We start from the raw sequence: 24198 nt of genomic DNA on the forward strand, positions 1-24198 counted from the left end.
GCTATTCGTATACTCTTCCCTAGCCACTCACTATTCTATTGTCCAAAAATTAGAGTATCTAAGGAATAAGCACCAGGGCCTAAAACCGCGATCGCAATTAGCATGACGCAGTACATAAATGCTTTTTCCCAACTTGGCGGTTCGCCTTTGCCTAAAGGGCCTTTATACTGGTCTTCTGGTATTAAGTATGGATCTTGAGCTACAAAAGGTTTACTTCCAGAAATGTCTAAATATAGAGCAAAAATCATTGAGCAGAGAATGGGTAAAGTGTCTAAAAGTGTCAGGAATCCAATAATTAGAAAAATTCCGCCACCTACCATAGATGCAGCTGATAAAAAGCAAAGAAAGATAGGCGTTTTTAGAGACTCAGCCCACTGCTGAAGATGCGTTATCTTAGGATAGCCATGTAATATAAACAACCAGCCAAGGCTAACTCTTAGTAGTAAAAGTGCTAATCCGGGAAATCCGTCAGGATACAGAGGAGAGAATGAACTTAACAAGTGTGGACTTAGCTGTGGGAAATTAAATGAACCGAGAAAAAAGGCGATCGCTACACCAGTCGCAAATTTATAAATCATTGCTGTACACCACGGGTATTAAGGTCGATAGCATATAAGGAATGACCGGCTGTGATAAAAAGGCGTTCGCCTTCTGTACCACCAAAAGTCAGATTAGTGGGTGTCTCCGGTACAAGAATTTTTCCCAACTGAGTCCCATTGGGGGCGTATATCTGCACGCTATCTTCAGAACTAGTAAAAACATTACCGTACTTATCCACCCGAAATCCATCAGGTTGTCCTGGATCGATGACTGCAAACACACGGCCATTCTGCAAATGGCGATCGCCCACGACCTCATACACGCAGATGTCATGAGGCCCCCCAGGTATATTAAACGCAGCTGTATCTGAAACATACAGGAGGCTTTCGTCTGGACTAAAAGCCAGCCCATTAGGACGCATCATATCCGTTACTACTGGATAAATCTCACCTGTTACTGAATCAAAGCGGTATACAAAATTTCCGGTTTGTTCCTGTTCGCCTCCATAACCTTGATTTTGCTCGGTGATGCCATAAGGCGGATCGGTAAACCAAATTGTACCATCACTTTTCACGACTAAATCATTTGGACTGTTCAGGCGTTTGCCTTGGTAGCGATCGACTAAAACTTTCCACTCACCATTGTGTTCGCGGCGGATAATGGCACGCAAACCAGATGAACACGCAACTAGGCGACCCTCTAAGTCACGGTAATTACCGCTTTGATAATCAGATGGGTCACGTAGGACACTCACATCGTTAATAGGACTCCAACGTAACAGGCGGTTGCCGTGAGCATCACTCCACACAACAGTGTTGTCTTCGTGAAAGTAAACAGGCCCCTCACTATGAACTGCACCGTTGGCTAGCTTTTGGAGTGAAGCATCTAGAGATACAATAGCACGCAAGCGATCGTCGTAAATCTCAATGGTTTTAGCCATAATAATCTCTGCTTATTTAACTTGGTTACTGTCGATAGATAGCAGGTTAAAGTAAATACAAAATTGCTCTCAAAGTCCACTTGTGTTTTTTATTAAAATATGTTTGCCGTTACCTATTAAGTAGAATATTTCAGATATTTTTTCTAAACATAATTATTATTGAATAACCTATAATATGCCTCAAACTATAGATATAATTTATTTTTATTAAAATAATGTTTAAATTAATAAATTCTGTTAATTTATTCAAGCGATCGTTTATATTAAAAGTATTTTTCGCTTATATAAATAACCGATCGATTCAATTATCTGCTTCAAAATAATGAATTATAAGATTTTACCTATTGTTTATATATCAAAATATGCACTGAGTTACATTATGCGTAAACAAAAATAAAATCGAAATGAAATATTAGCTCGGCTTTATCCATTTTTTTGCAATGCGATACTCCTAGTTGTTGCACGAACGCCTAAGCTGAAACCTATATGGGACAGTAGTTTTATTCTTGTATCTTCATCGATAATCTGTGACATGGAAAAAGTATTTGCCAAAAAGCCAGGGTTTTTACCGGATAAAGAAAACCAAGTCCTTAATTTTGGATAAAGTCGAGATTAGAGGATGTTTGAAAAGTCCTTAATGATGTATCAAATACTTTTATCTTCCCCTAAATCCACCGATAAATTGGGGGGTTTTGATTCCGTTTCCCCCTTTTTAAGGGGAGCCAGCGCGGTCTTGGGGGGATCGATAAGTGCCCAATATCACAGCCAACCACTTTTCAAACAACCTCTTAGTCTATCTTGAGGCATAAATAAAAATTAAGCCATTGGGTAGAATCTAAAATTTTAGATTGAGAATGCCTTTGTCACAACGGGTTATGCCAAAGTTTTTCCCATTTCTTAGTTAAAAATCTCAGTGAAAACAATTGTTTTCCAAGTTTACCTATGTCCAAAGGCTGAATTTATCATTTGGGATGTATACCATTGATGAGTTGAAAACTCAAAAATTGTGACATAAAGTAAAGGGTGCAAGCAAAAATTATCTGAATATTTCTCAATTAATCGGCTTTGCATAAATTGTTCCTAATTTAAAAAATAGAGAAATAGCTTATGGATCTTGGTCTTAAAGGTAAAGTTGCTGTAGTTACTGGAGGTGATTCCGGCATTGGGAAAGCGACAGCTAAACTGCTAGCTCTTGAGGGTGCAAAGGTTACTATTATCGATAAGACCTTAGAAACTCTTCAGCAGGCGACTGAGGAACTGACAAAGTTTGGAGAAATATTTCCCGTTCAAGCAGACCTCACTCAGCCTAAAGAAATTGAAGCTGCCAAAGAGCAAATTCTTAAGCGCTTTGGAACAGTTCACATTCTCGTTCATGCAGCAGGAATTACAGGTGCTACGGGAGATTTCCTCGAACTGAGTGATGAGGAGTGGTATAAGACAATTGACGTTGACTTGATGGCGACGGTACGCACCTGTCGCGCTTTTATTGGAGCGATGCGTAAAGCTGGTTGGGGAAGAGTGATCCTCATCAGTTCGGAAGATGCACTACAGCCCTACCCAGAAGAGATACCTTACTGCGCTTGTAAAGCGGCTGTACTGAATCTTGCTAAAAACTTATCTAAAGCTTATGCAAAAGATGGCGTACTGGTGAATGCAGTTTCTCCTGCATATATCGCCACCTCAATGACTGATGCAATGATGGAAAAGCGTTCAAAAGAACTGGGTGTCAGCTTTGATGAGGCAGTTGATAGTTTTCTTGATGAACAGCGCCCTCACATCGAACTAAAACGACGTGGTAAACCCGAAGAAGTAGCGGCTGTGATTGCATTCCTTTGCTCTGAGCAATCAAGCTTTGTGGTTGGCTCTAACTATCGGGTAGATGGTGGCTCGGTTGCAAGTTTGTGAGGGAAGCAGATGTAGGGGAAATTAGTATCAAACACAGTATGCAAGTTCTTTGTTGTTATATCAATTTCTAATGAAGAGGTGTATTGTATCTGCTTTTTCGGGTTGGAATCTGTTGCCGGATTTTGAAGATTTGGTATAACTCTTATTCTGAATTTAAAAGTTGATTATGAAAAAAATAGAAGCAGTTGTTGCCAATATTAACGATCTAAGTGATGGTGAAATGCGACAGGTGTCTGTCGGTGAGACAGAAATTTTATTGAGTCGTATCGATGGAAAGTTTTATGCCGTCGGCGCACACTGCTCTCATTATAAAGCACCACTGGCTGATGGGGTGCTGAGTGGACATCATGTTGTTTGCCCTTGGCACAATGCCTATTTTGACGTGACGACTGGCGACCAACTAGAGCCACCTGGCTTGGATTCTTTAGCTTGCTATGAAGTACGCATTGAAGGTGAAAACGTCATTGTCAGCGTAGCAGAGCAAACCACAGGATTGCGATCGCCTACAATGGCGCAATTCAACGCCAACGCAGATGGGCGCACATTTGTGATCTTAGGAGCAGGGGCGGCGGGTGTCCATGCCGCAGAAGCTTTGCGAGTAGCTGGATATCAAGGGCGAATCGTCATGATTACTCAGGATGACAGGCTACCCTACGATCGCACCAAGCTAAGTAAAGACTATTTTATTGGTGAAACATCCTCAGAGGAAATGCCCCTGCGATCGCCAGATTTCTACAAAGAACACGCCATTGAAGTACTGTTGAATAAGCGAGTTGAACAGGTGCAAACAACGGCAAAAGCGATCGCCTTTACCGGTGGTGATTCGTTAACTTATGATGCCCTGCTGGTAGCAACAGGAGGAAAACCAGTCCAGCTAGATATTCCCGGTGCAGATTTGCAAAATATTCTCACATTACGCAGTTTTAATGATATAGACCGCATTTTGACACTCATCAAGCAAAAAGGACAAGCGGTAGTCATTGGCTCCAGTTTTATCGGTATGGAAACTGCTGCTGGGCTGAGTCAGCACGGCTTACAAGTAACCGTTATTTCACCGGATTCTGTACCTTTTGAGAAAACCCTGGGCCAGGAAATCGGCAAAATCTTTCAGCAAGTCCATGAGGAGAACGGCGTTTCCTTTAAGTTGGGTAGGAAAGCGGTTCAATTTGAAGGCAATGACAAGGTAGAAGCTGTAATTTTAGATAATGGCGATCGCGTCAAAGCAGATATAGTAATTGTCGGAATTGGCGTACAGCCTGCAACAGACTTTCTTAAGGGTATCGATTTGCATCCCAAAGATGGCAGTGTTGTTGTTGATGAATACTTACGTGCAGCTGATGGCATCTACGCCGCAGGTGATATTGCGCGTTATCCCGATTGGCAAACAAGTGAATCACTTCGGGTTGAACATTGGCGAGTTGCAGCACAGCAGGGGCGAATTGCAGCTCATAACATGGCAGGAAAAGCAGTCAAATTTAGAGGGCTTCCTTTATTCTGGACGATGCAATTCAAGTTTCCATTGCGCTACGTTGGACACGCCGAAAGTTGGGATGAAATAGTTGTAGATGGAGATTTGCAAAAACAGGAATTCATTGCTTTTTACGTCAAAAATAATCAAGTCTTGGCAGTTGCAACCAGTCATCGTGATACAGAAACAGCAGCTATCTCGGAATTGATGCGCTTGAACCAGATGCCAACTGTTGAGGAATTACGGCGTGGTACAGTTGATTTGATTCAGCGATAGCCTCAAGTTAGTAGCAAGCACTAGCGGAGTTTGTAGTCAGCACTTAAACGCTTATAGGACTTACGCAAAATTATGAAAAAACGAACCGCAAAGGACGCAAAGGGCACAAAGGAATGGAGTTTTAGAGGGTTATTACGTAAGTTCAAGCTTAATTCAGCACTAAATTGCTGACTAAGAACTAGGTAGACTAACTAATAGGTTCGAGATAAAAATAATTTGCAACCTCCTGCATATATGACGAACATCACTGAACACTACGACATCATCATTATCGGTACAGGAGCGGGTGGAGGTACACTGGCTCACCGCCTTGCACCCACAGGTAAAAAAATTCTAGTGCTAGAACGAGGCGATTTTTTGCCCAGAGAGAAAGCTAACTGGATTCCAGAGGAGGTCTATCAAAAAAATCGTTACCACACAGATGAGGAATGGTATAACAAAGAAGGTAAAGCCTTTCAACCACAGACAGGCTACTGGGTTGGTGGCAATACTAAACTCTACGGCGCGGCTCTGATTAGATTACGAGAGCGAGATTTTGAAAGGGTAATTCACAAAGGAGGAATTTCTCCAGAATGGCCCTTGAAATATCAAGACTTTGAGCCATACTACACCCAGGCAGAAAAGCTGTATGACGTGCATGGTCAAGAAGGAGAAGATCCCACCGAACCACCTCGTAGCAAACCATATCCCTATCCGCCAGTGAGTCATGAGCCGGATATGCAGTCTCTTGCTGATGGCATCCGCGAACTGGGTTATTACCCATTTCATCTACCATTAGGATTAAAACTCAATGAAAGCGATCGCACCAAAAGCCCCTGCATTCGCTGCGATACCTTTGATGGATATCCCTGTCTTGTAGATGCAAAAGCCGATGCCGATGTCAATGCCATTCGTCCCACCCGCGAAACGTATGCTAATTTCACCCTTTTAACTAATGCCAAAGTTTTACGGCTGCACACCAGCGAATCAGGACGAGAGATTACAAGTGTAGAAACTGAAATTACCGGGGAGAGGCATTGGTTTGCAGGTGATATTGTGGTTGTTGCCTGTGGTTCTGTCAACTCAGCTGCTTTGTTATTAAGGTCTGCTAACGATAAGCATCCTAATGGATTGGCGAACAGTTCCGATCAGGTGGGGCGGAATTACATGAAACAGTTGGAAACCGCGATCGTTTCCATACATCTAGAAGTGAATCGCGCCAACTTTCAAAAAACGATCGCTGTCAACGATTTTTATTGGGGAGAGCCGGATTTTCCTTATCCGATGGGGATGGTGCAGAATACGGGCAATGTCCTAGCCGATATGATTCCCGCAGAGGCTCCACCACTTATGGCTCCGTTTGTAAAATTGATTCCTCAGTATGAGCGACATTTGCTTGCAGAAAGATCCGTTGGCTGGTGGTTGCAAACAGAAGATTTACCAGACCCAAATAATCGGATTAGCGTAGTGGGTGACAAGATTCATGTTGAATATACACTGAATAATACCGAAGCAAGCGATCGCTTAATCCATCGTTGGACATCTGTATTAAAATCAATCCCTCACTCCGCTAAACACGCCCTACCATTTAGCCTTTACCCCCGCACCAACTTACCTGAACAAGCTGTTGCTCATCAATGCGGTACTTGTCGATTTGGCAACGATCCTAAAACCTCAGTCCTTGACATCAATTGCCAAACTCATGATGTTGACAATCTCTACGTAGTAGATAGTAGTTTCTTTCCGTCAAATTCAGGTGCTAACCCGACATTAACTATTATGGCGAATGCGTTGCGCGTTGGCGATAGCATAGCTGAACGCTTCAAATCACAAGGAGGAACATGATGACAAACGATGAACAGCAGATTGAATCTCAACAAATCGGCTCAGATGGAACAGATTCTCATCCCATAGGTACAAGTTTAGGCGCTGTGGCAGGTGGTGTAGCAGGAGCTGCACTCGGTCACTCTATTGGTGGTAAAGTTGGTGCTGCGATCGCTGGGGTTGCAGGAGCGATCGTCGGTGGGGTTACAGGTAATCAGCTAGCTCTTTACACTGAGGAATTCATTGAAGAACTCCAGCCAACAATTGGATTGAGATTAGGAGCTAATGACAAACCAGTTGAACTACCCCGTCACTACACTTGGGAAGAATTACAAGCACTATCAAAACCTCAAGGTGGAGAAATCAGGGGAAACGCATCTTATCTACCAAGTTGATGGCGATCGTCCAACACACAAAGGTAGTATTCACATTCAAAGTCAACCAGGGCTAGGCAGTAAGCTGTCGCGCCTACAAGTTGCCTCATAATCTTTTAGGTATAAAGCTACCTGTAAACCTTCTCCTCTGCCCCTCTGCCCCTCTGCTCCCCTGCTGTCTCAATATGCAAATTAAAAACACAACAGCTTACATTTACTGTTAGACTTCCTCTTTAAGCGAGATTTTGTGAGTAAGCGAATTGCTTATGACTCGTCTAACCGTCGTTGCCATTCAGCATCAATCTGTGCAGAACGCTCAACTTCCTGGTCGAGTAAGTCAGTTTCGCTAGAATACACTAAATCTTCCTTACTGATGACTTTTTCTGTGGCAAATTGTTGGGCATAGTTGATTTTTTGTTGCAAAGGTGCATCAGGATCTGCCAATAGCCGCGATCGAGAAAGGCGATCGCGGTTGCGATCGGCAATTTTGGGATTACGCCACCGAATCCAGAAATAACGCAATAACGGTATACCTAAGAAACCTGCTCCGTAAGCCAATAGCAGCCAATAAATTCCTTGCACAAAAGCTACTAGTCCACCCAATTGGACAGCAACAGTGCCATCTCTCAACAAACTTCCCAATACTAAAGCACCAACAAAATTTAGTACACCCAACCCCGCACTCAACATAATTTGCCCTGAACTTGCGGCACTAAAACGCCAAGGCAATTCCTCTAAATAAGGTGAGATTGAATTACGGCGCTTTTTAACTGCACTCACCTGTAACTCTGGGAAGTAATAAACAATTTGCCCTTCGGGACTTACTGCTGGTTGCCCATTAAATCGTGTCAGAACGGGCAGCATGTAATCTTCGTACTCTCTTGTATATCCTTCACCAATATCATCCAAGTATGGGGCAATTTGTTCTGCTACCACTGCGCCACGATTACTCCGAATCACCGTAGCAATTTCTTGCCAGCGACGTTCGTCTAAGTTGGCGTTAGGATTCCCATCGCCAAACAAAAACGAAAATACAGCTTCAAAGAAATTCAGATTGCTTTCTTCTCGGCTTCCCCGTCGTCGTTCCTGGTACTGATTATCATAATTTGGGCTAAGATACCAGAATAAATTTGGAAAATAGAAGAAACCCCCACCAGAATTACTGCCCCGATTGTCGCCGTTACGGTCTGAATTGGCAGCAGTAATGATAATGAAGATAGTAACAGTTATCAGAGCGATGGAAACAGTTAAGAAAATTCCAAAAGAAATGCGAATCAGATAAAACAGTACACTCCAGACCTTTTTCCACCATTCCTGCAATTGTAACTGGAAGTATTTATTACGTAAAATTGCTCGAAAATTTTGAGGAAAAAGGTAAACTATATCACCTGAATCCGCTACCTGCAAATGTCCGCCAGCATCAGATGCCAGGGCCAACAAGCTTTGATTAGCTTCAGCGACGTTCAATCCTGCCTGGGTTGCCACATCACCAACGGTGACACGGTAGCCCAGTTTTTCCACAGCCTGCATGATGGTGGGATTGGGAGCCATTGCTCTCCCCTCCTGTTGAAACTTATTACCCTATTCTTAAGTATAAAGTTTTATTTTGATCGACTTAGCACAGGTAGGAATGAAGCATGAAATTACATCAATTTGGCAACCCGACATCGAAACAGAAAACAGATACGCCAGAATTCAGGAGTCAGAATCACTCTCGTGGCGGGTCTGAATCCCCCACTCATTGTAGACCACCAAATTAAAAATTTGCTGGGGGTCTTAAACCCATTTATTCATCCGCTCTTTCGTACAGAATTCAGCAATGAATTCTGGCTCCTGGCTCCTGAATTCTGTTTGATAAACCAACAAATGACCTGACACGCAACATGTTATAATTGTTTCCCTCAGCTTGGTTAACCAGCAAATTTTCTGCTCAAATATGGTTCAATATACTCTCGCTCAAAGTCCAGAAATTATCCTTACTGTTTCTGGGAAAGATTCAGCCAAAGCCCGTGATAAAGCAATGGATCAACTGATGGAACTGATGGATGCAGGTAAGCTACCCACGGAACTAGAAGAAGGATTTGGCCCTCAACAATTAATTGAGGTTAAAGAGTCACCTATTGATACTGCTAGCGGTGAGGATACCATTACACAAGCTGTCCAGGTTTTAAGTAACCTAGCTACACTCAAGCTAAAAGTTCAAGAGTCACGATCTGAAGCGTTAGAAATTCGCAAAGCGGTTGACGTTCTGTTCACCGATGATTCGGTGACTGAAGAGGAAATTACTCGACTTAAGGAAGGTTTTAAAGTCCTCAAAAATTTTGCCCAAGCTAATGTGCGTTACCAAGAAGCCCGATCTAAAGCAGAACAGGCTCGGCAAACTCTGGATCAAGCTCTCAAATCACCAGATAAGTAACGCCTACTAATCAGATTGATTGAGATGTATTTTTAACTAATTGAATAAAAACTCTAAAAGACAGGCTGTCATGCCTGTCTTTAGATCTACTGGGGCGCTAGGATTCGAACCTAGGGATGGCGGGACCAAAACCCGCTGCCTTACCACTTGGCTACGCCCCAACGACTTTACTCTAGTTAATATAGCAGTTAATCCTGGGTTTGTGTCAAGTACTTTTATATTTTATTTAAGATAATGTATTCTTACACCAGGATATGGATTGGTCGGAATCGCTGCATTTAGCGGATTTCAGCGCTTTGGGCTGTATCGTCTAGTAATGAACGAGGGTCGCCATTTCTTTGCATCTAAAATCTGTTTTACTTGATTATGAAATTTAAGCTCAAAAAGCTGCCCCTAGCTTTGAATATCAAAGCTAGGGGCAACTAGATTATTTCTTTTCACTTTTTGTTAATCTCCAGTCTCGTGAAGGAAGACTGCTGCAATGCGACTTGATGATAGTAGTTGCTTTGTAGCCAGCCATAGAAATAGTGGAATGGTCTTAGCATAGCGGCTGCAAAGTCGGCGCGGTTCTTGAATCCATCGATACAGCCATTCAAGTCCTAAGTCTCGAATTATGCGGGGCGCACGCTTGTGAATTCCTGCATAAACTGGAAAAACTCCACCCAGTCCAATCATTACAGCTTGTATCTTACCCTTATGTTGATCTATCCAATTTTCTTGCTTAGGACATCCCAGCGATACCAAAACGGCACTGGCACCACTAGAATTAATCTTTTTAACCAAAGCTTCGTCTTCAGTTTCAGTTAGGGGACGAAAGGGTAGAGGCTCCATCGCCGCAATCTTCATCTGTGGAAATTCCTTCTCTAACCTTTTTTGCATCCTAGAGAGAATTTCTGTTTGGGAACCGACAAAGAAAATACTAAGATTTTGTGTTTGAGTTCGCTGACACAATGCTAGAAAGATATCCATCCCGGCTACACGGTCTTGCTGAGACGCGCCCATTTTTCGCATCATCCATACAAGAGGCATACCATCAGGAGTAACTATATCTGCATTTCGCAATACGGCAGCAAATTCTGGATTCCAATGAGCTTCAATGAGCATGTGTACATTGGCTACATACACACTTTTGCTTTCACGCCTACTTGCCCACTTCAGTATTGTTTGTATCTGAAGGTCAAAGCGTAAAGCAGTAATAGGAAAATCCAGCACTTTTTTAGTAGGTAGAGGCACTCTTGCCACCATCAATAACTCCTATGTCCAAGAAAAAATCCATAGATTACATACACCATTCCAAATATTGAATAATTCGGAATTGGATGACTCCTGACTTTTTGTAGGCTTGTCTCATCATTGGAAGTTAACACGTGGAGGTGCAATTGCGTTCTTAATATACTTTTGGCTTAAGTCAGTAATACTAGATTTACTTGCTGTTGTGTCCTAGCTTACTGTTTTAAGCTAAGGATTTAAGAGGTTGATTGACAAAATTCATAGTTTCTTCATAATTAATTTTTGATTAGTTTATGTAAGCATTACAATTGCGATAAATTCTTATATAAAATTTGTCACTGAGTAACATATTTTACGTAACTTTTGCTTGAAAAAGTTCAGATATCAGCTACTCAGTTTGCTAATTTTGATACGTAAGTATGCGCTTAAGAGGTTTAATTTTAGTTAGTATATTTTAAATAATTGCTAATAAATTTTTAGCGTAATCTTCCAATGTTACAACAGATTCAATTTTGTCTATGTATTGAAAAATACCTAAGCTTGATTTGTTTCTGAAATAAAAATTCAAAAAAGAAGGGGAAGATAAACTTATCTTCCCCTAATCTATTATTTTTGTTATTCTCTAGTTTGTTAGCTTCTTTGAGCCTTTGCCGTAACATTTGCCTTTGCTTTTTGAGTTGTCGCTTCCTCGCAGAACCACCTCTACCTTTGTCATTTCTGCCTTCTTTACGGGGAGATTCCCATCTTTTAAGGCGCATAATTTATAACCTCTTTACTATTTACTTGATAGTGGGCAGGAGGAGAATCGAACTCCTATGACCGTAAGGCCGCCACATTTTGAGTGTGGTGCGTCTACCAATTCCGCCACCCGCCCATTAGATCCAACTTGACTATCATACTCTAGTTAAGGGATTTTGTCACAACTTTGAAAGTTAATTCTCAAATTTTTTTTGGAATCATAGCTCTCATAACCATCACATAAGACTTAAAGACGTGGCAAGGTCAATAAACTAGGGTTAATATCCTGTAGTTTTGCACAGCCGCTAAGTGCCATCCCTATATTGAACTCATCTTGTAACAGTGAGATGACGTGAGATACACCGACTTGTCCTGCTACTGCTAGTCCCCATAAAATAGGTCGTCCGATTAGTACTGCTTTTGCTCCTAATGCCAGAGCTTTGAGAATGTCTGTACCTCTGCGAATGCCTCCATCCAGCAGTACTTCTACTTTACCATCCACTGCTGCTACTATTTCAACTAGGGCATCTAGAGAAGCGATCGCACCATCGAGTTGTCTGCCACCATGATTGGAAACAACAATTGCTTTGGCTCCATATTCTACAGCCCGCACAGCATCATCTCCCCGTAAAACTCCTTTGATAACTAAAGGTAGTGGAGACAAAGATTGCAACCATTCCAAATCGTCCCAAGTTACTGCTGGGTTTAGCTGTTGGGCAAAATAGGTAAATAACCCAGATTCGCCTTTTTCATGGGAAATATCTAGCCCTGAGATAGTGGTAAGATTAGCCAGATGTAAGTCTAGGGGTAAAGCAAACTCGTTACGTCTATCTCTCTCCCTCTGTCCGAGAACAGGTGCATCTACAGTCAGACAAAGTGCTTTGTAGCCAGCTTTATATGCTTTTTCTACCAAAGCACGAGTTAATCCCCGGTCTTTATGGATGTAAAGCTGGAACCATCGCAGAGAATCTGGAAATTTATCACACGCAGTTGCTACTTCTTCAATGCTCTTAGTGGACATTGTACTTAATACCATACCTATACCAGCTGATGCGGCGGCTAGAGCCGTAGCCACTTCTCCATCTGGATGGGCTAGACATTGAAAAGCCATCGGTGCAATTAACAAAGGTAGTTGCAGGGGTTGTCCTAAAATGGAGGTAGTTAGATTGCGATCGCTGACATCGACTAATATCCGAGGTCGTAATTTGACTCGCTCAAAGGCTGCACGATTATCTCGTAATGTAATTTCGTCCCAAGCACCACTGCTATAGTAATCAAGGGTCATTTGAGACAGATGCTCTTTTGCTAGCTTTTCGTACTCAAAGAGATTTATCGGCTGAAAGCGATGGTTATTGGGTACAACTGTCATGGTAGCGGCTGTGGGTTAAGCAGTAGGATGTTTTTTAATCCGATTGAACGATTTATTAGGAATAAGAATTAAATAACATACAATTTATGTCCGACAGCTTACCCCACCCTCAATCCCTCTCCTATATATTGGAGAGGGAAGCTAGATACAGGATAAAGTTTTGCATTTTATTTAATTCATGTTCCTTAGTAACTGAGTTTTTTTAAAGGAACCTATCTAATAATTCTTCTTTGGATAGTTGCAGTAATAAAGGAGTAAATTCCTCTGGAGATAATGCTAATAAAGCTTCAGTAATCACTCTTAGTTCTGCATCTAAAGAACCAAAACGAACACGTAACAAGTTCTCTATAACATTACGACGTTCTGCTTTAATTCCTTCTTGGATTCCTTCTTGAATACCTTCTTGGATTCCTTCTTGGATTCCTTCTTGTTTAACTTCTGCTAATTTTTGCTCGTAAATAGGTAATAAGCGCATAATCAAATTTCTATCCTCCTCATCTATATTCTGATTGAATTCTAAGGTAGTCTTTAAATTTAATAATAAATCAATTGCTTTAGTACGTAAGGGATTATTTTGGGGAAGTGCTTCTAATTCGTCTATCGCTTCTTGCTGGACTCTTCCCTTACCTAAAATTCTCAACCATATTGTTTCTTCTATACGCGGTAATTGGTGAATTACTACAATTGCTGTTCTAAAGTAATCGCCTAAAAAATGTACTCCTATTCCCCAATTTTCCTCGTCTTAGTTAGTTCTAAAACCATCTAATATAGATTCAGAAGCTGTGGGTGACAAAATCCACAAACGTGGTAAATCTGATTCGGCAAGCCGATTTTTATCACCTTTCGCTTGACGTTTTATTTCAGCAAAGATATCAAATAACTTATTCATGCAACTGCGGATTTCCGCAATTGTAGCCGCATTTCTAAATGGTTCAATTAATGCAGGTTCAGCCGCAAACTTTCCTAACAGCCCTAATTCTATTGTATTCTTCGCCGATTGGGGTGGAGGTACGAAATAAACATCAATCTCTCGGATTTGGGCTGGGACTTTGCGACTGGTTTCCACTTCTCCCAATGGCTGTAACAATTCTTTAAGATAGTCTTTGGCGAACTGGTCGTAAGGAAACCTGGTCATTAGCTGATTTTTTGGCTGAACCAGTATTTTACATCACAGTGTAATCGCCCAAAGCTTATCTGAAGAAATTTCGTAATTGCGATCGCATTACTAACTCTACCAGTTTCGCCAGCCACCTTTGGGTGCAACTTCATTACTTGTAGACTTCAATCCATGAGTTTGGATTAAAGATTGATATTCGGTGCTGCTTGCCCAACGGTCAATTTCTCGCGCCCGTAGCACTGGCACTGGATGGGTTAATTGCGCTGTGCGGGCGGTTTTGACCATTTCGCCTAATTCGGTCTTGCTGATGTCATCATAAGCGCGGGCTTGAGCAACAAAGGCATCGAGATTCAGTTGTGGCGCTAAGGTTGGGGAACCACCCGCCAGTTTCATTAACACTGACATGACAACTTTCGGGTCTTGGGTTGCTAGTAATGCGGCGCGATCGCAGGTAAACTCAGCACAGCGCACCCATTCTAAAAGCTGTGCCTGTATCGCTTGAGCAACGAAGGTTCCGACATTGGGCACAATCGCCGCAGCTAAGATTAATAAATTTACAGGGGTCAAGTAAACGCTATGGTCACACTTGAGATGCCCTAACTCGTGGGCAATTACTGCCTGGATTTCCTCTGGAGTGAGGATATCAATTAGGGATGTGTGTATCACCACAAACGGCTGCTTACCCCGCACAGCAAAAGTATAGGCGTTGGGAGCCGGATGTTGCCGGACGTACAACTGGGGAGGTTCTATATCCAGAATTTCACAAGCGTTTAACAATAGCTTGTGTAAATCTGGTAGTTGTTTTTCACCCACCAGAATGCTGGAAGCAATATTTTCTACATAGAAAACCTGCTCTGCCATTGGCCCGAGCCAATTTCGCACCAACATATCTATGCCTGGGATTTGCTTGAGCGTTTTAGTAGCTTCCAGGTCTAATGGATGACGAAATGAGTCAGCTTTTAAACCAATCAGAGGGGTTTTGAAGAAAGACATAGTGCAACAAGCTATAAAAAACACAACTATGGAATCTGGCTGGTTAAATAAACAGCCACCCACAGTTAGTATAACGATTTAACTAGGGTGGGCAGGGGAGCAGGGGGAGAAAATTTTACCTTGTCTCCCTCATTGTCCTTATTCCCGCGTCATCGAAGAGGAAAAGGGGTAGGGAGCAGGGGAGAAGACCCATAAATAAATTTACTTGCTCTGAAACCCTTAATTGCAGCGGAAATCCTAAATCCTCCCCCTTGCTCCCTGCTACCCTGCCTCTTCAGCCAGTCTCAACCTATCAATTTCAACTTGAAAGGCTAGTGATGCTGGCAACGATTTCGGCATCTGCTGATGTTTCGCCCACACGCAGGATTTTAGCTCCCAATTGCTGCAACTTCATATCGAGTCGATCGTAGCCGCGATCGAGGTGCTGTAATCCCTGAATTGTGGTTTGTCCTTCTGCCGCTAGTCCGGCAATAACCAACGCGGCTGATGCTCGTAAGTCTGTGCCTAATACTGGTGCGCCAGATAATTTCGGCACTCCCCGAACGAAAGCAGCGTTGCCTTTGACACGAATATCTGCCCCCAAGCGATTCAATTCTGAGGCATGACGCAAGCGATTTTCAAAGACAGATTCGTTAATTACGCTGTCGCCTTCGGCCAATGTCAGCAAAGACATGAATGGCGCTTGCATATCTGTGGGAAAACCCGGATGGTATTGGGTTTCAATATCCGTAGCTTTGAGGGTTTCTGCTGGCAGAATGTGTAAGTGTTCAGGCTTATCCTCAATTATTGTCACCCCAATATCCCGCAGCTTGGCAATCACTGGGATAAGATGTTCTGGAGCGACTGGCGAAAGAATAAGTTCGGAACGGGTAATTGCTGCTGCCAGTAAAAATGTCCCGGCCTCAATGCGATCGGGGATAATGCTGTAATCAACAGAATGCAATTTGGGGACTCCTTCAACAATAATTCTGCTAGTACCCGCCCCCTTGATTTTCGCTCCCATTGCGTTACAGAAGTTAGCTAAATCAACTACTTCCGGTTCTCTGGCAGCATTTTCGATGATGGTTTCGCCCTCTGCCAGGGTAGCAGCCATCATCAAGTTTTCTGTAGCTCCAACGCTGGCGATATCTAAGTAAATCTTCGCACCTTTTAATCTCCGGTTGCTGCCAGGGACGTAGGCGTTACAAATGCCATGCTCAATCTGTACTTCAGCCCCCATCGCTTGCAGTCCTCGCACATGCAAGTCAACTGGTCTTGCGCCAATAGCACAACCGCCTGGTAAGGGCATCTGTGCTACTCCCAATCTGGCAAGAATGGCTCCAATGGCGAAGAAACTCGCCCTCAGTTGGGTAACTAGTTCGTAGGGAGCTTTTGAGGTTTTAATTTCGCTGGCGTTGATGTCTAAAATATCGCCTTGCCGGGTTAAACGTACACCCAAAGCCGATAAAACCTGACCCATCCGCTCTACGTCCGCTAATAAGGGGACATTGCGGATACGACAATCACCCGGACACAGCAAGGCTCCAGCCATAATTACCAATGCTGCATTTTTTGCCCCGCTAATTTTCACATGACCACGCAAAGGATGCCCGCCCCAAATTTGCAAGACTGAGGAGTCTGCTTCTGGAGCAATTTTTGCATCTGGTAAGCTGGTAGAAGGATTGATAAGCCTACCTCCAAAAGTAATACGTAATTTTATATGTTTGAAGTTGGTTTTGATTCTACAGTAAAGATTCAAATTGTCCACGTTTTAGGACAACTTCTTGCATCAAAAAATTGCTTTTTTGGAAAAATTAAGGGCTAAAAGAAAGTTATAGCAGGCTTTTTGGGATTTTGAAAAATTTAACAAAAAATAATGAATCAGTAGTAGTTTGAAGCAAAATTAAATACTCAGTAAAATGACTTAAGTATTTTCTAGGAATCAATGCTGTACTGTTCAGCTAATATTTTGATTTGACCTAATTTCCCGAAAAACTCGTTACAAACCTGAGACTTTTAACGGGTTTTTTATTTTAACTTGACAAAGGTAAAATTTTAGGCAATAATCAAGAAATTGTCGATAAGCACAAGTGCCAGCGGAACTGGCGGAATGGCAGACGCGCTAGATTCAGGTTCTAGTGCCGCAAGGCTTCCGGGTTCAAGTCCCGGGTTCCGCATACCAATTTTGGATTTTAGATTGCCAATTTTGAATTAATCTAAAATCCAAAATCTAAAATATAAAATAGTGTTGACCAGTTTACAAAATTCCCTAGTTAAGCAAATTCGCAAACTCCACTCCACTAAGGAGCGGCATAAGCAGCAGTTATTTCTACTGGAAGGGACGCACCTGTTGGAAGAAGCTTGTGCGGTAAATTACCCATTAGAAACGGTGTGTTGTACTTCAGATTGGCAAGCAGCGCACTCGTCACTCTGGGAAGAAGCTTGTGGTAAAAGCGATCGCACCGAAATTGTCAGCGAGGAAGTATTAAATGCGATCGCTACGACAGTCCAACCAGATGGTGTGGTGGCAACGGCAAAACGAAGGGATAGCCAAACTCAACTACCATTTACTGGTTTAGTCCTAGCTTTAGAAACGGTGCAAGATCCGGGAAACCTGGGGACGATGATTCGCACTGCTGCGGGGGTGGGAGCATTAGGTTTGTGGGTAAGTGGAGATAGTGTAGATTTAGACAGCCCAAAAGTTCTCCGCGCTTCAGCAGGGCAATGGTTTCGCCTAGCAACGGCCGTAACCGAGGATTTAAAAGCTACCGTTCAACAAAGTCAACAAGCAGGAATGCAGGTAGTGGCAACCTTACCCAGTGCGACTTTAACTTATTGGGATGTGGACTGGCGCAAACCCAGTCTGATTTTACTGGGAAATGAAGGTGCTGGATTGTCGGCAGATTTAGCCGCGATCGCAGATAAACAAGTCAGAATCCCTTTGAGTCCTGGGGTAGAATCTTTGAATGTGGCGATCGCAGCTGCTTTAATGTTATACGAAGCTCGGCGGCAAATGAGTCAAGAGTAGAGATGCGATTAATCGCATCTGTGCAGGAATTAAACTCATGACTTTTCTTGAATTTTTGTCTTTTCTTCAAGATATTGTTCAATATCAGCAACTGCGTCCTCAAGGGCCGCTAAATCAATAGCGATCGAGTCTTGAGCGAGTTCTACTTCACTGAGACTAGTAGTATGCAGTTGGGGGAGTGGTGAGATTTCTTCTTCCTCAGTTGAAATTTCTTGTAAAATATCCTCCAACTGATCGAGGGATTCTTGAAACACTCGATCGGCGACGCGGCGCTGTGGTGGTTGAATTGGCTCCATAATATTGACTTGAAAATCCTGATTTACTGACCTAATTTTGATTGCAGTTTCAACAGATTTAAATTTTGCACTTCTAACATCATAGTTGTGTGCTGTATCAACTTTAGCAGTGGTTATCAAGAATATCGATACTTGGCTTTGGTCACTTTTGCCAAGCCGTCTCCAATCGTTGGGACTTGTATTTTTGTAAAGACTATGGAATCCTCCTGAGATAAAATACTTTAATACGACCGACAAGCCGTAGTATATTATTGAGTATGCGATCGCCTCCGGCGGGCGGGTACGCCATCGCAGTCTTGTGTCCCAAATAACTGATATTTAGCCATACTGCGCGTCTACGCAATATTTACAAGGAAAGTATTTTATGAGCAACGTACAACTTTACTTTGCCAAAGCCTCCACCTTTTCTCAAAGAACCCGTGTAGTTTTACTAGAAAAAGGAATTGACTTTAGCAGCACTGAAATTGACTTACAAAACAAACCAGATGGCTACACACAGATTTCACGCTACGGCAAAGTCCCTGCGATTAAACATGGGGATATCGAAATTTATGAGTCTGCCATCATCAACGAATATCTCGAAGAAGTCTTTCCAGAACCAGCTTTATTACCCCGCGATCCAGGTGCTAAAGCGATCGCTCGGATTTGGATCGACTATGCTAACACCCGCTTTGTACCCGCCTTTAACAAATTTCTACGTGGTAAAGATGCACAAGAACAAGGACAAGGACAAAGAGAGTTTTTGGAATCGCTGTTGTACATTGAGCAAGAAGGAATAGGTAAGCTTTCTGGTAATGGCCCTTACTGGTTAGGAGAGCAGCTGAGTTTAGTTGATATCAGCTTCTATCCTTGGTTTGAACGCTTGCCCCTTCTAGAACACTTCCGTAATTTCACCTTACCAACAGAAACCCCTCGTTTGCAGAAATGGTGGAATACTCTGCGATCGCGTGAGTCAATTCAGGCTGTAGAAAATCCTACAAGCTTTTATTTAGAAAGATTTGCCAAGATTCTTGGTGCGCCCACTCCCGTTGCTTCTGCTCAAAAGTAGGGAATAGGTTGCAATCCTCTATTACTAAAACATTGTTGAATTCACTGGGAGATTTAACCCATGAGCTTAAACAGTCAATTACTCAAAGATATACCGCATGTTGAGGGAGAACTCCATTACCTCACTCCGACAGTAGAAAAACCTGTTAACTACACCTACGAACCACCGCCAGGTATTCCCCAACGAAGTGGGAAGTATGAGGTACATAAACTTCCAATTTACGATGCTCGGACGATCGCAGAGGATGTATCTTTGGATCGACAGGGATTCACCTTAGTCGAACAGCACAGCACTGTTAAAGACTTTTACGATCGGGATGAGGTACGCCGCGTTTACTACTCTGAAGCCGAGGAATTCCTCAAGGATTTGACAGGTGCTCAAAGGGTGATAGTGTTCGATCACAACCTGCGTAATGCCGAACGAGCGAAGCAGGGTGAGCAAGGCATAAGAACACCAGTAAGGGGCGTACACAACGACTTCACCGCTAAGTCTGGCTATAGTCGCGCCCGTGCCGTGTTGGAAGCAATCGGTACTGAAAATCCTGATGAGCTTCTGCGGCAGAGATTCAGTGTAGTTAACCTCTGGCGACCGATCGCAGGGCCAGTGCAGGAGTCTCCATTAGCGGTGTGTGATGCCCAAAGTATCGCGCCTAATGACCTCGTAGCTACCGATCTTGTGTATCGCGATCGCGTTGGCGAAACCTACGTAGTCACTTATAACCCGAAACATCAGTGGTTCTACTTTCCGCAAATGCAACGGAACGAAGCGCTACTCATTAAATGTTTTGATTCAGCAGAAGAAGGTTTGGCGCGGTTCGCCGCCCACACCGCATTCGATGACCCAACAAGCCAGCCAGATGCCCCGCCACGTGAGAGTATCGAGTTGCGGACGCTGGTTTTCTATGCCGCATAATTAGCAGGGGGGCGGAGGGGCAGGGAAGGCAGGGGAAGAAGAACTATTCATCAATGCCCAATTCCCAACGCCCCTTTACTACGACTCAAATCTTGCTTGAAAGAAGTGGAGAGACTTCGGCTCATAAATCATTTTGAGTCCGCGTAGGCGATCGCGTTCAGCACGAGTAGTAATTTTTAATGGCCTTATTTGTTGCACCATTATTTACCTACCATTTCACTCTTAGTTGTGTTTATTTTCAAGTCTAGATAAATCACGAGTGAAAGTGATATAGAGTCAGTATTTAAGTAGTTTTTGATTTAAAAAACACTAAGTTTTATACAGGGTTAAGGCAACGTTAAGAATTCTTTCAAAATCACAAAACTTCGGAGTGCAAACAGTTACGTATGGGAAAATAAAGTTAAGCATCAACAAATGTCTTTTGTAAAATTTTGTTCGTTTTTTAGCTCGGTAATGCGTTAAGACATACGTATTATCGTAAACATCACTGCATTAATTAATTTAAATCTTTGTTGGTTAGTCTTTGGGAATTAGCAAATAAAGGCTGATACTCCCAAAGATGAAATTTTCTTTACTCAATGCAAGCTTAATGCCTCAAGTCAGTTCAAATTTAATAAAAATTGGAGGTTATAAAATGGCAATTCGGAATAACTTAGTTACCAATTTATGGCAAAGAGTACAAAAAGATTCAGTTAGTTGGGGATCGTTAGCTCTTTGGATCGGTGCATTAACTGTTCTATTAGTAATGCTTACCATGTTTTCTAACGCTTAGGTTATTTTAGTTCCTGGGCGACAGCCTGGGAACTAACATAGGGTAGACTTTAATCCCTAGAAAACTCAAATTATGAACCACAAACTTCTGGTAACAGTCGTAGTGCTAGCTACTACTAGCTTTGTTACTCCTGTTAAATCTCAAGAACCTACTACCGACACTCCAGCAAAATCGAATCAAGTTTTGAATGCTTGTATCCAAAATCAAGCAGAAACTTTGCCAAATCCCTTTAGTGATGTGCCAAAAGACCATTGGGCTTTTAAGGCAGTTATGACTATGCATTACTGCGGTGCATTCCGTAAAGCTACGCCACCAGCTTTATTTAATAAATTGCAACCAACAAATAGCCAGCAGCAACCGCAAAAAGAACCGCAGTTTGAAAAATAAAATAGGAGTCTTATAACTATATTAAATAGCATAAATTAAACCAATGAGTGAAAAGGATTGCAGAAAGACTGTTATCCAAACAGGGCAAAAAGTCAATTTTGTAGATATTGGCAGTTCATTTTTGCCTGCCTTTGAAAAGATAACGAGTGTTCTAGTCGTACCTTTTACCAAGGATGGTTTAATTGTATGCGCTCTCCTTAACCGTGGTATTGACCTCCCTGGGGGACACGTGCAGATAGGCGAATTTACTTTTGAGGAAACTGCAAGACGAGAAGTTATGGAGGAGGTAAAAGTAACTCTAGGAGAATTAAAACTTGTGAAATTTATCCAATCTGATTTTTACGGGAGTCAACCTGAGCAGCTTACATACCTTGTAGTTATGACTGGATTTGTTGAGGAAATAATCTCTAACAATAGCTACAACGGTCTAAGCTTATGTACACATGAAAGTATGGGAAGAAACATTATAGATATTGATGAATTCATTTCTCAATATCAAGCAGGTGATAAAAATGATATGCGTCAAATTGTGCTAGACGCAAAAAGTGTGCTATTCGGCATCTAATGGTATTTTCGCTTTTTGAAATACCTGCTCAACAGTAAATTCCAGTCCCTCAAATAGGGAATCTGTGAGTAATTCGTCTCCCATATAAGTTTGTGGTGCTGCATCTGGATAAAAAACAGTAATACTTCTGGCTTTACTATCTACCACCCACACCCGTAGAACTTTAGCATCCAAATAGTTTTTGGCTTTAGCTGCCATTTTTCCAAAAATTTGTCCGGGTGAAATAATCTCAATCACCAAATCAGGAGGAACAGGACAAGCTTCGTTTTCATCCCAGTTGGGCGGTAAACGTTCATCAGAAATGTACAAAATATCGGGAATTGGCATCCAATCTTGCCCCCGACGAGTTAATGCAATAGACCATTCCGGGCAAACTTCTCCTTTTCCCTCGCACGATTGCTCAATCAAATTGAGAAGGACACGGGTAAGTTTTGCGTGAAAAAATTTTGGTGACATTTTAGGAATTGCCTGACCATCAATAAGCTCATAACTTATATCTCCTTCACCTGGTGGAAGATTTAGGAACTCTTGCAAAGTTAATTGATTTTTGGCTTGAAGTATCATGGCTCAATAATTTGTAATTCGTAATGTAATTCTGACTCCTGAATTCTTCTTGAAATTGTTTACATTGCCCGCAACACTTGCCGAATAATATCCGATGACACTTCATCGGTAACTGTAACTACACCAATCTCTGTTGGTAAAACAAATCGCACTTTTCCAGCTTTGACTTTTTTATCTAGTTGCAACGCATCAATAATGGCTTCAATATCCACCCCAGATGGTAACTGAGTCGGTAAACCCGTTTTTTGAATTAAAGCATTTTGACGTTCTGTGTCTTCTTTTTGCCACATTCCCAATTCCACGGCAATTTGACCGGCTGCTACCATACCAATAGCCACCGCTTCACCATGATTTACTAAACGATAACCAGTTAAGCTTTCGACTGCATGACCGATGGTATGTCCATAGTTGAGAATTGCCCGTAATCCGCCTTCTTTCTCATCTTTGCCAACAACGTCAGCTTTGGCTTGACAAGAGCGAGTTAATATGCTGTTTATTAGCTCAGGTTTTACATAGCGGAGTTGATCAAGCCGTTTACTTGCTTCCAACTGGGCAAACAATTCAGCATCCCAAATTACACCGTATTTAATAACTTCTGCCATTCCTGCCCGAAATTCGCGCATAGGAAGAGTTTTTAAAACATCTGGGTCAATCAAAACCAAGCGCGGTTGATGAAATGCCCCAATTAAGTTTTTACCGTGGGGATGATTTACACCAGTTTTGCCACCAATTGCTGAATCTACCATCGCCAAGAGAGTTGTAGGTACTTGGACGACATTAATGCCGCGCAGCCAGGTTGCAGCGGCAAAGCCAGTCATATCGCCAATCACCCCTCCGCCCAAAGCCACCATCGTAGCAGAACGTTCTAGGCGGTTTTCTAAGGCGACATCGTAGAGTTTTTGGATGGAATTGAGGTTTTTGTAGCGTTCACCAGGTGGTAAGGTGCAGCTAGCAACTTCAAATCCAGCAGATTTCAGGGATGTAATTGCTCTTTCGCCATAATGCTTAAAAATCGTCGGATTAGAAACTAGCAGTACCTTCTTGCCTAGCTTCAGATTGGCCATCTGTTGACCGAGTTGATCTAAACTCGAAGGTGCGTTAGCGCAGCTTAACGAAGTTATCGCAATCTCATAAGACTGCTCTGGTAAATTTACATTAATTACAGAAGTCATTGCTCAACCCCAAACAAGCGCCCGTGGGCTGTATTCTATCGCAATCTGGGAGTGGGGGAGATGAGGGAGACAAGAATAACCATGCCCCAATGACAAATGACAAATGACAAATGACTAATAACTAATGATTCAATATATTTAGGAAGTATTGTGGAGAAAAATAAATGTTTGCAATTGCAGCTTACATCGGCTTTTTAGGTTTGTTCTTTGGTTTATCAGTCGGTCTGTTGTTCGGTCTGCGGACTGCTAAGATAATTTAACCAAGACTCTTGTGGGGCGGGCATCTTGCCTGCCCTCAATCAGGGA

Annotated in this window: 24 protein-coding genes and 3 tRNA genes; 12 read left to right on the top strand and 15 right to left on the bottom strand. The window is 42.4% G+C overall.

The window, feature by feature from the left end; translation table 11 throughout:
* Window positions 1-35: 35 nt before the first annotated feature.
* Together V7K42_RS09500 and V7K42_RS09505 are read right to left on the bottom strand one after the other, a co-directional pair.
* Window positions 36-578, bottom strand: a complete 543-nt coding sequence (locus V7K42_RS09500) for a DoxX family protein (RefSeq protein ID WP_334915592.1) — start codon at window positions 576-578, stop codon at window positions 36-38.
* Window positions 575-1480, bottom strand: a complete 906-nt coding sequence (locus tag V7K42_RS09505) for an SMP-30/gluconolactonase/LRE family protein (protein WP_334915594.1) — start codon at window positions 1478-1480, stop codon at window positions 575-577. The genes V7K42_RS09500 and V7K42_RS09505 overlap by 4 nt, the downstream gene beginning before the upstream one ends.
* Before the next feature lie 1107 nt (window positions 1481-2587).
* On the opposite strand from V7K42_RS09505, the gene V7K42_RS09510 reads away from it, so the two are divergent.
* The 4 genes from V7K42_RS09510 (at window position 2588) to V7K42_RS09525 (ending at window position 7327) form a co-directional block, all read left to right on the top strand.
* A complete protein-coding gene (locus V7K42_RS09510) occupies window positions 2588-3385 on the top strand; it encodes an SDR family NAD(P)-dependent oxidoreductase (RefSeq protein WP_334915596.1) in 798 nt (265 codons plus the stop codon).
* 166 nt (window positions 3386-3551) lie between these two features.
* Window positions 3552-5129 carry an FAD-dependent oxidoreductase gene (locus V7K42_RS09515; RefSeq protein ID WP_334915598.1) on the top strand — a complete coding sequence of 526 codons (1578 nt, stop codon included), beginning with the start codon at window positions 3552-3554 and terminating at the stop codon, window positions 5127-5129.
* A 234-nt stretch (window positions 5130-5363) separates the two neighbouring features.
* Window positions 5364-6953, top strand: a complete 1590-nt coding sequence (locus V7K42_RS09520; RefSeq protein ID WP_334915600.1) for a GMC family oxidoreductase — start codon at window positions 5364-5366, stop codon at window positions 6951-6953.
* Window positions 6950-7327, top strand: a complete 378-nt coding sequence (locus V7K42_RS09525; RefSeq protein WP_334915601.1) for a glycine zipper 2TM domain-containing protein — start codon at window positions 6950-6952, stop codon at window positions 7325-7327. Before V7K42_RS09520 ends, V7K42_RS09525 begins: the two co-directional genes overlap by 4 nt.
* Window positions 7328-7570: 243 nt before the next feature.
* Here the strand turns inward: V7K42_RS09525 and V7K42_RS09530 are convergent, their stop codons facing one another.
* Window positions 7571-8857: a hypothetical protein gene (locus V7K42_RS09530; RefSeq protein ID WP_334915603.1), complete on the bottom strand. Its 1287-nt coding sequence runs from the start codon at window positions 8855-8857 to the stop codon at window positions 7571-7573.
* 385 nt (window positions 8858-9242) lie between these two features.
* Here V7K42_RS09530 and V7K42_RS09535 point away from each other — a divergent pair, with 385 nt between their 5' ends.
* On the top strand, window positions 9243-9722 hold the full coding sequence (locus V7K42_RS09535; protein ID WP_094341900.1) for a hypothetical protein: 480 nt from the start codon (window positions 9243-9245) through the stop codon (window positions 9720-9722).
* A gap of 89 nt (window positions 9723-9811) precedes the next feature.
* Here V7K42_RS09535 and V7K42_RS09540 read toward each other — a convergent pair.
* From V7K42_RS09540 to murA, 8 genes are all read right to left on the bottom strand, one after another.
* Window positions 9812-9883 (bottom strand) — tRNA-Gln (locus V7K42_RS09540).
* 286 nt (window positions 9884-10169) lie between these two features.
* Window positions 10170-10967 (bottom strand): WecB/TagA/CpsF family glycosyltransferase, encoded by a 798-nt coding sequence (locus V7K42_RS09545; protein ID WP_334915605.1) that lies wholly within the window; start codon window positions 10965-10967, stop codon window positions 10170-10172.
* A gap of 775 nt (window positions 10968-11742) precedes the next feature.
* Window positions 11743-11826: transfer RNA gene (locus V7K42_RS09555), tRNA-Leu, on the bottom strand.
* 111 nt (window positions 11827-11937) lie between these two features.
* Window positions 11938-13059 carry an alpha-hydroxy acid oxidase gene (locus V7K42_RS09560; protein ID WP_334915608.1) on the bottom strand — a complete coding sequence of 374 codons (1122 nt, stop codon included), beginning with the start codon at window positions 13057-13059 and terminating at the stop codon, window positions 11938-11940.
* Between the two features lie 202 nt (window positions 13060-13261).
* Window positions 13262-13699 carry a hypothetical protein gene (locus V7K42_RS09565; RefSeq protein WP_334915610.1) on the bottom strand — a complete coding sequence of 146 codons (438 nt, stop codon included), beginning with the start codon at window positions 13697-13699 and terminating at the stop codon, window positions 13262-13264.
* Window positions 13700-13801: 102 nt separating this feature from the next.
* Window positions 13802-14194, bottom strand: a complete 393-nt coding sequence (locus V7K42_RS09570) for a hypothetical protein (protein ID WP_334915612.1) — start codon at window positions 14192-14194, stop codon at window positions 13802-13804.
* 96 nt (window positions 14195-14290) lie between these two features.
* On the bottom strand, window positions 14291-15169 hold the full coding sequence (locus tag V7K42_RS09575) for a M48 family metallopeptidase (RefSeq protein ID WP_334915614.1): 879 nt from the start codon (window positions 15167-15169) through the stop codon (window positions 14291-14293).
* 298 nt (window positions 15170-15467) lie between these two features.
* Window positions 15468-16835 carry a UDP-N-acetylglucosamine 1-carboxyvinyltransferase gene (gene murA, locus V7K42_RS09580; RefSeq protein WP_334915675.1) on the bottom strand — a complete coding sequence of 456 codons (1368 nt, stop codon included), beginning with the start codon at window positions 16833-16835 and terminating at the stop codon, window positions 15468-15470.
* Between the two features lie 409 nt (window positions 16836-17244).
* On the opposite strand from murA, the gene V7K42_RS09585 reads away from it, so the two are divergent.
* A tRNA-Leu gene (locus tag V7K42_RS09585) sits at window positions 17245-17325 on the top strand.
* Window positions 17326-17393: 68 nt separating this feature from the next.
* Window positions 17394-18176, top strand: coding sequence for a TrmH family RNA methyltransferase (locus V7K42_RS09590; protein ID WP_334915616.1), 783 nt, complete (start codon window positions 17394-17396; stop codon window positions 18174-18176).
* 35 nt (window positions 18177-18211) lie between these two features.
* Here the strand turns inward: V7K42_RS09590 and V7K42_RS09595 are convergent, their stop codons facing one another.
* Window positions 18212-18592 carry a hypothetical protein gene (locus V7K42_RS09595; RefSeq protein ID WP_334915618.1) on the bottom strand — a complete coding sequence of 127 codons (381 nt, stop codon included), beginning with the start codon at window positions 18590-18592 and terminating at the stop codon, window positions 18212-18214.
* A gap of 244 nt (window positions 18593-18836) precedes the next feature.
* Here V7K42_RS09595 and V7K42_RS09600 point away from each other — a divergent pair, with 244 nt between their 5' ends.
* Together V7K42_RS09600 and V7K42_RS09605 are read left to right on the top strand one after the other, a co-directional pair.
* Complete coding sequence (locus V7K42_RS09600; protein ID WP_334915620.1) at window positions 18837-19520, top strand: glutathione S-transferase family protein; 684 nt, start codon at window positions 18837-18839, stop codon at window positions 19518-19520.
* A gap of 60 nt (window positions 19521-19580) precedes the next feature.
* Window positions 19581-20432: a CmcJ/NvfI family oxidoreductase gene (locus V7K42_RS09605; RefSeq protein ID WP_334915622.1), complete on the top strand. Its 852-nt coding sequence runs from the start codon at window positions 19581-19583 to the stop codon at window positions 20430-20432.
* A gap of 78 nt (window positions 20433-20510) precedes the next feature.
* Here the strand turns inward: V7K42_RS09605 and V7K42_RS09610 are convergent, their stop codons facing one another.
* Entirely contained in the window at window positions 20511-20633 is a 123-nt protein-coding gene (locus tag V7K42_RS09610) for a hypothetical protein (RefSeq protein WP_334915624.1), read from the bottom strand.
* Between the two features lie 643 nt (window positions 20634-21276).
* On the opposite strand from V7K42_RS09610, the gene V7K42_RS09615 reads away from it, so the two are divergent.
* Both V7K42_RS09615 and V7K42_RS09620 read left to right on the top strand, forming a co-directional pair.
* Window positions 21277-21591, top strand: coding sequence for an S-layer protein (locus V7K42_RS09615; RefSeq protein WP_334915626.1), 315 nt, complete (start codon window positions 21277-21279; stop codon window positions 21589-21591).
* Between the two features lie 43 nt (window positions 21592-21634).
* The gene (locus V7K42_RS09620; protein WP_334915627.1) at window positions 21635-22156 is read left to right on the top strand and encodes an NUDIX hydrolase; all 522 of its coding nucleotides are present in this window, start codon (window positions 21635-21637) and stop codon (window positions 22154-22156) included.
* Here the strand turns inward: V7K42_RS09620 and V7K42_RS09625 are convergent.
* Together V7K42_RS09625 and aroB are read right to left on the bottom strand one after the other, a co-directional pair.
* The gene (locus V7K42_RS09625; RefSeq protein ID WP_334915629.1) at window positions 22142-22720 is read right to left on the bottom strand and encodes a Uma2 family endonuclease; all 579 of its coding nucleotides are present in this window, start codon (window positions 22718-22720) and stop codon (window positions 22142-22144) included. The two genes, V7K42_RS09620 and V7K42_RS09625, sit on opposite strands and share 15 nt — an antisense overlap.
* Before the next feature lie 59 nt (window positions 22721-22779).
* Complete coding sequence (gene aroB / locus V7K42_RS09630) at window positions 22780-23892, bottom strand: 3-dehydroquinate synthase (protein WP_334915631.1); 1113 nt, start codon at window positions 23890-23892, stop codon at window positions 22780-22782.
* A 164-nt stretch (window positions 23893-24056) separates the two neighbouring features.
* Here aroB and petL point away from each other — a divergent pair, with 164 nt between their 5' ends.
* The gene (gene petL / locus V7K42_RS09635; protein WP_334915633.1) at window positions 24057-24152 is read left to right on the top strand and encodes a cytochrome b6-f complex subunit PetL; all 96 of its coding nucleotides are present in this window, start codon (window positions 24057-24059) and stop codon (window positions 24150-24152) included.
* Window positions 24153-24198: the final 46 nt, after the last annotated feature.

The organism is Nostoc sp. (genome assembly GCF_036917455.1).
GTDB lineage: Bacteria > Cyanobacteriota > Cyanobacteriia > Cyanobacteriales > Nostocaceae > Nostoc.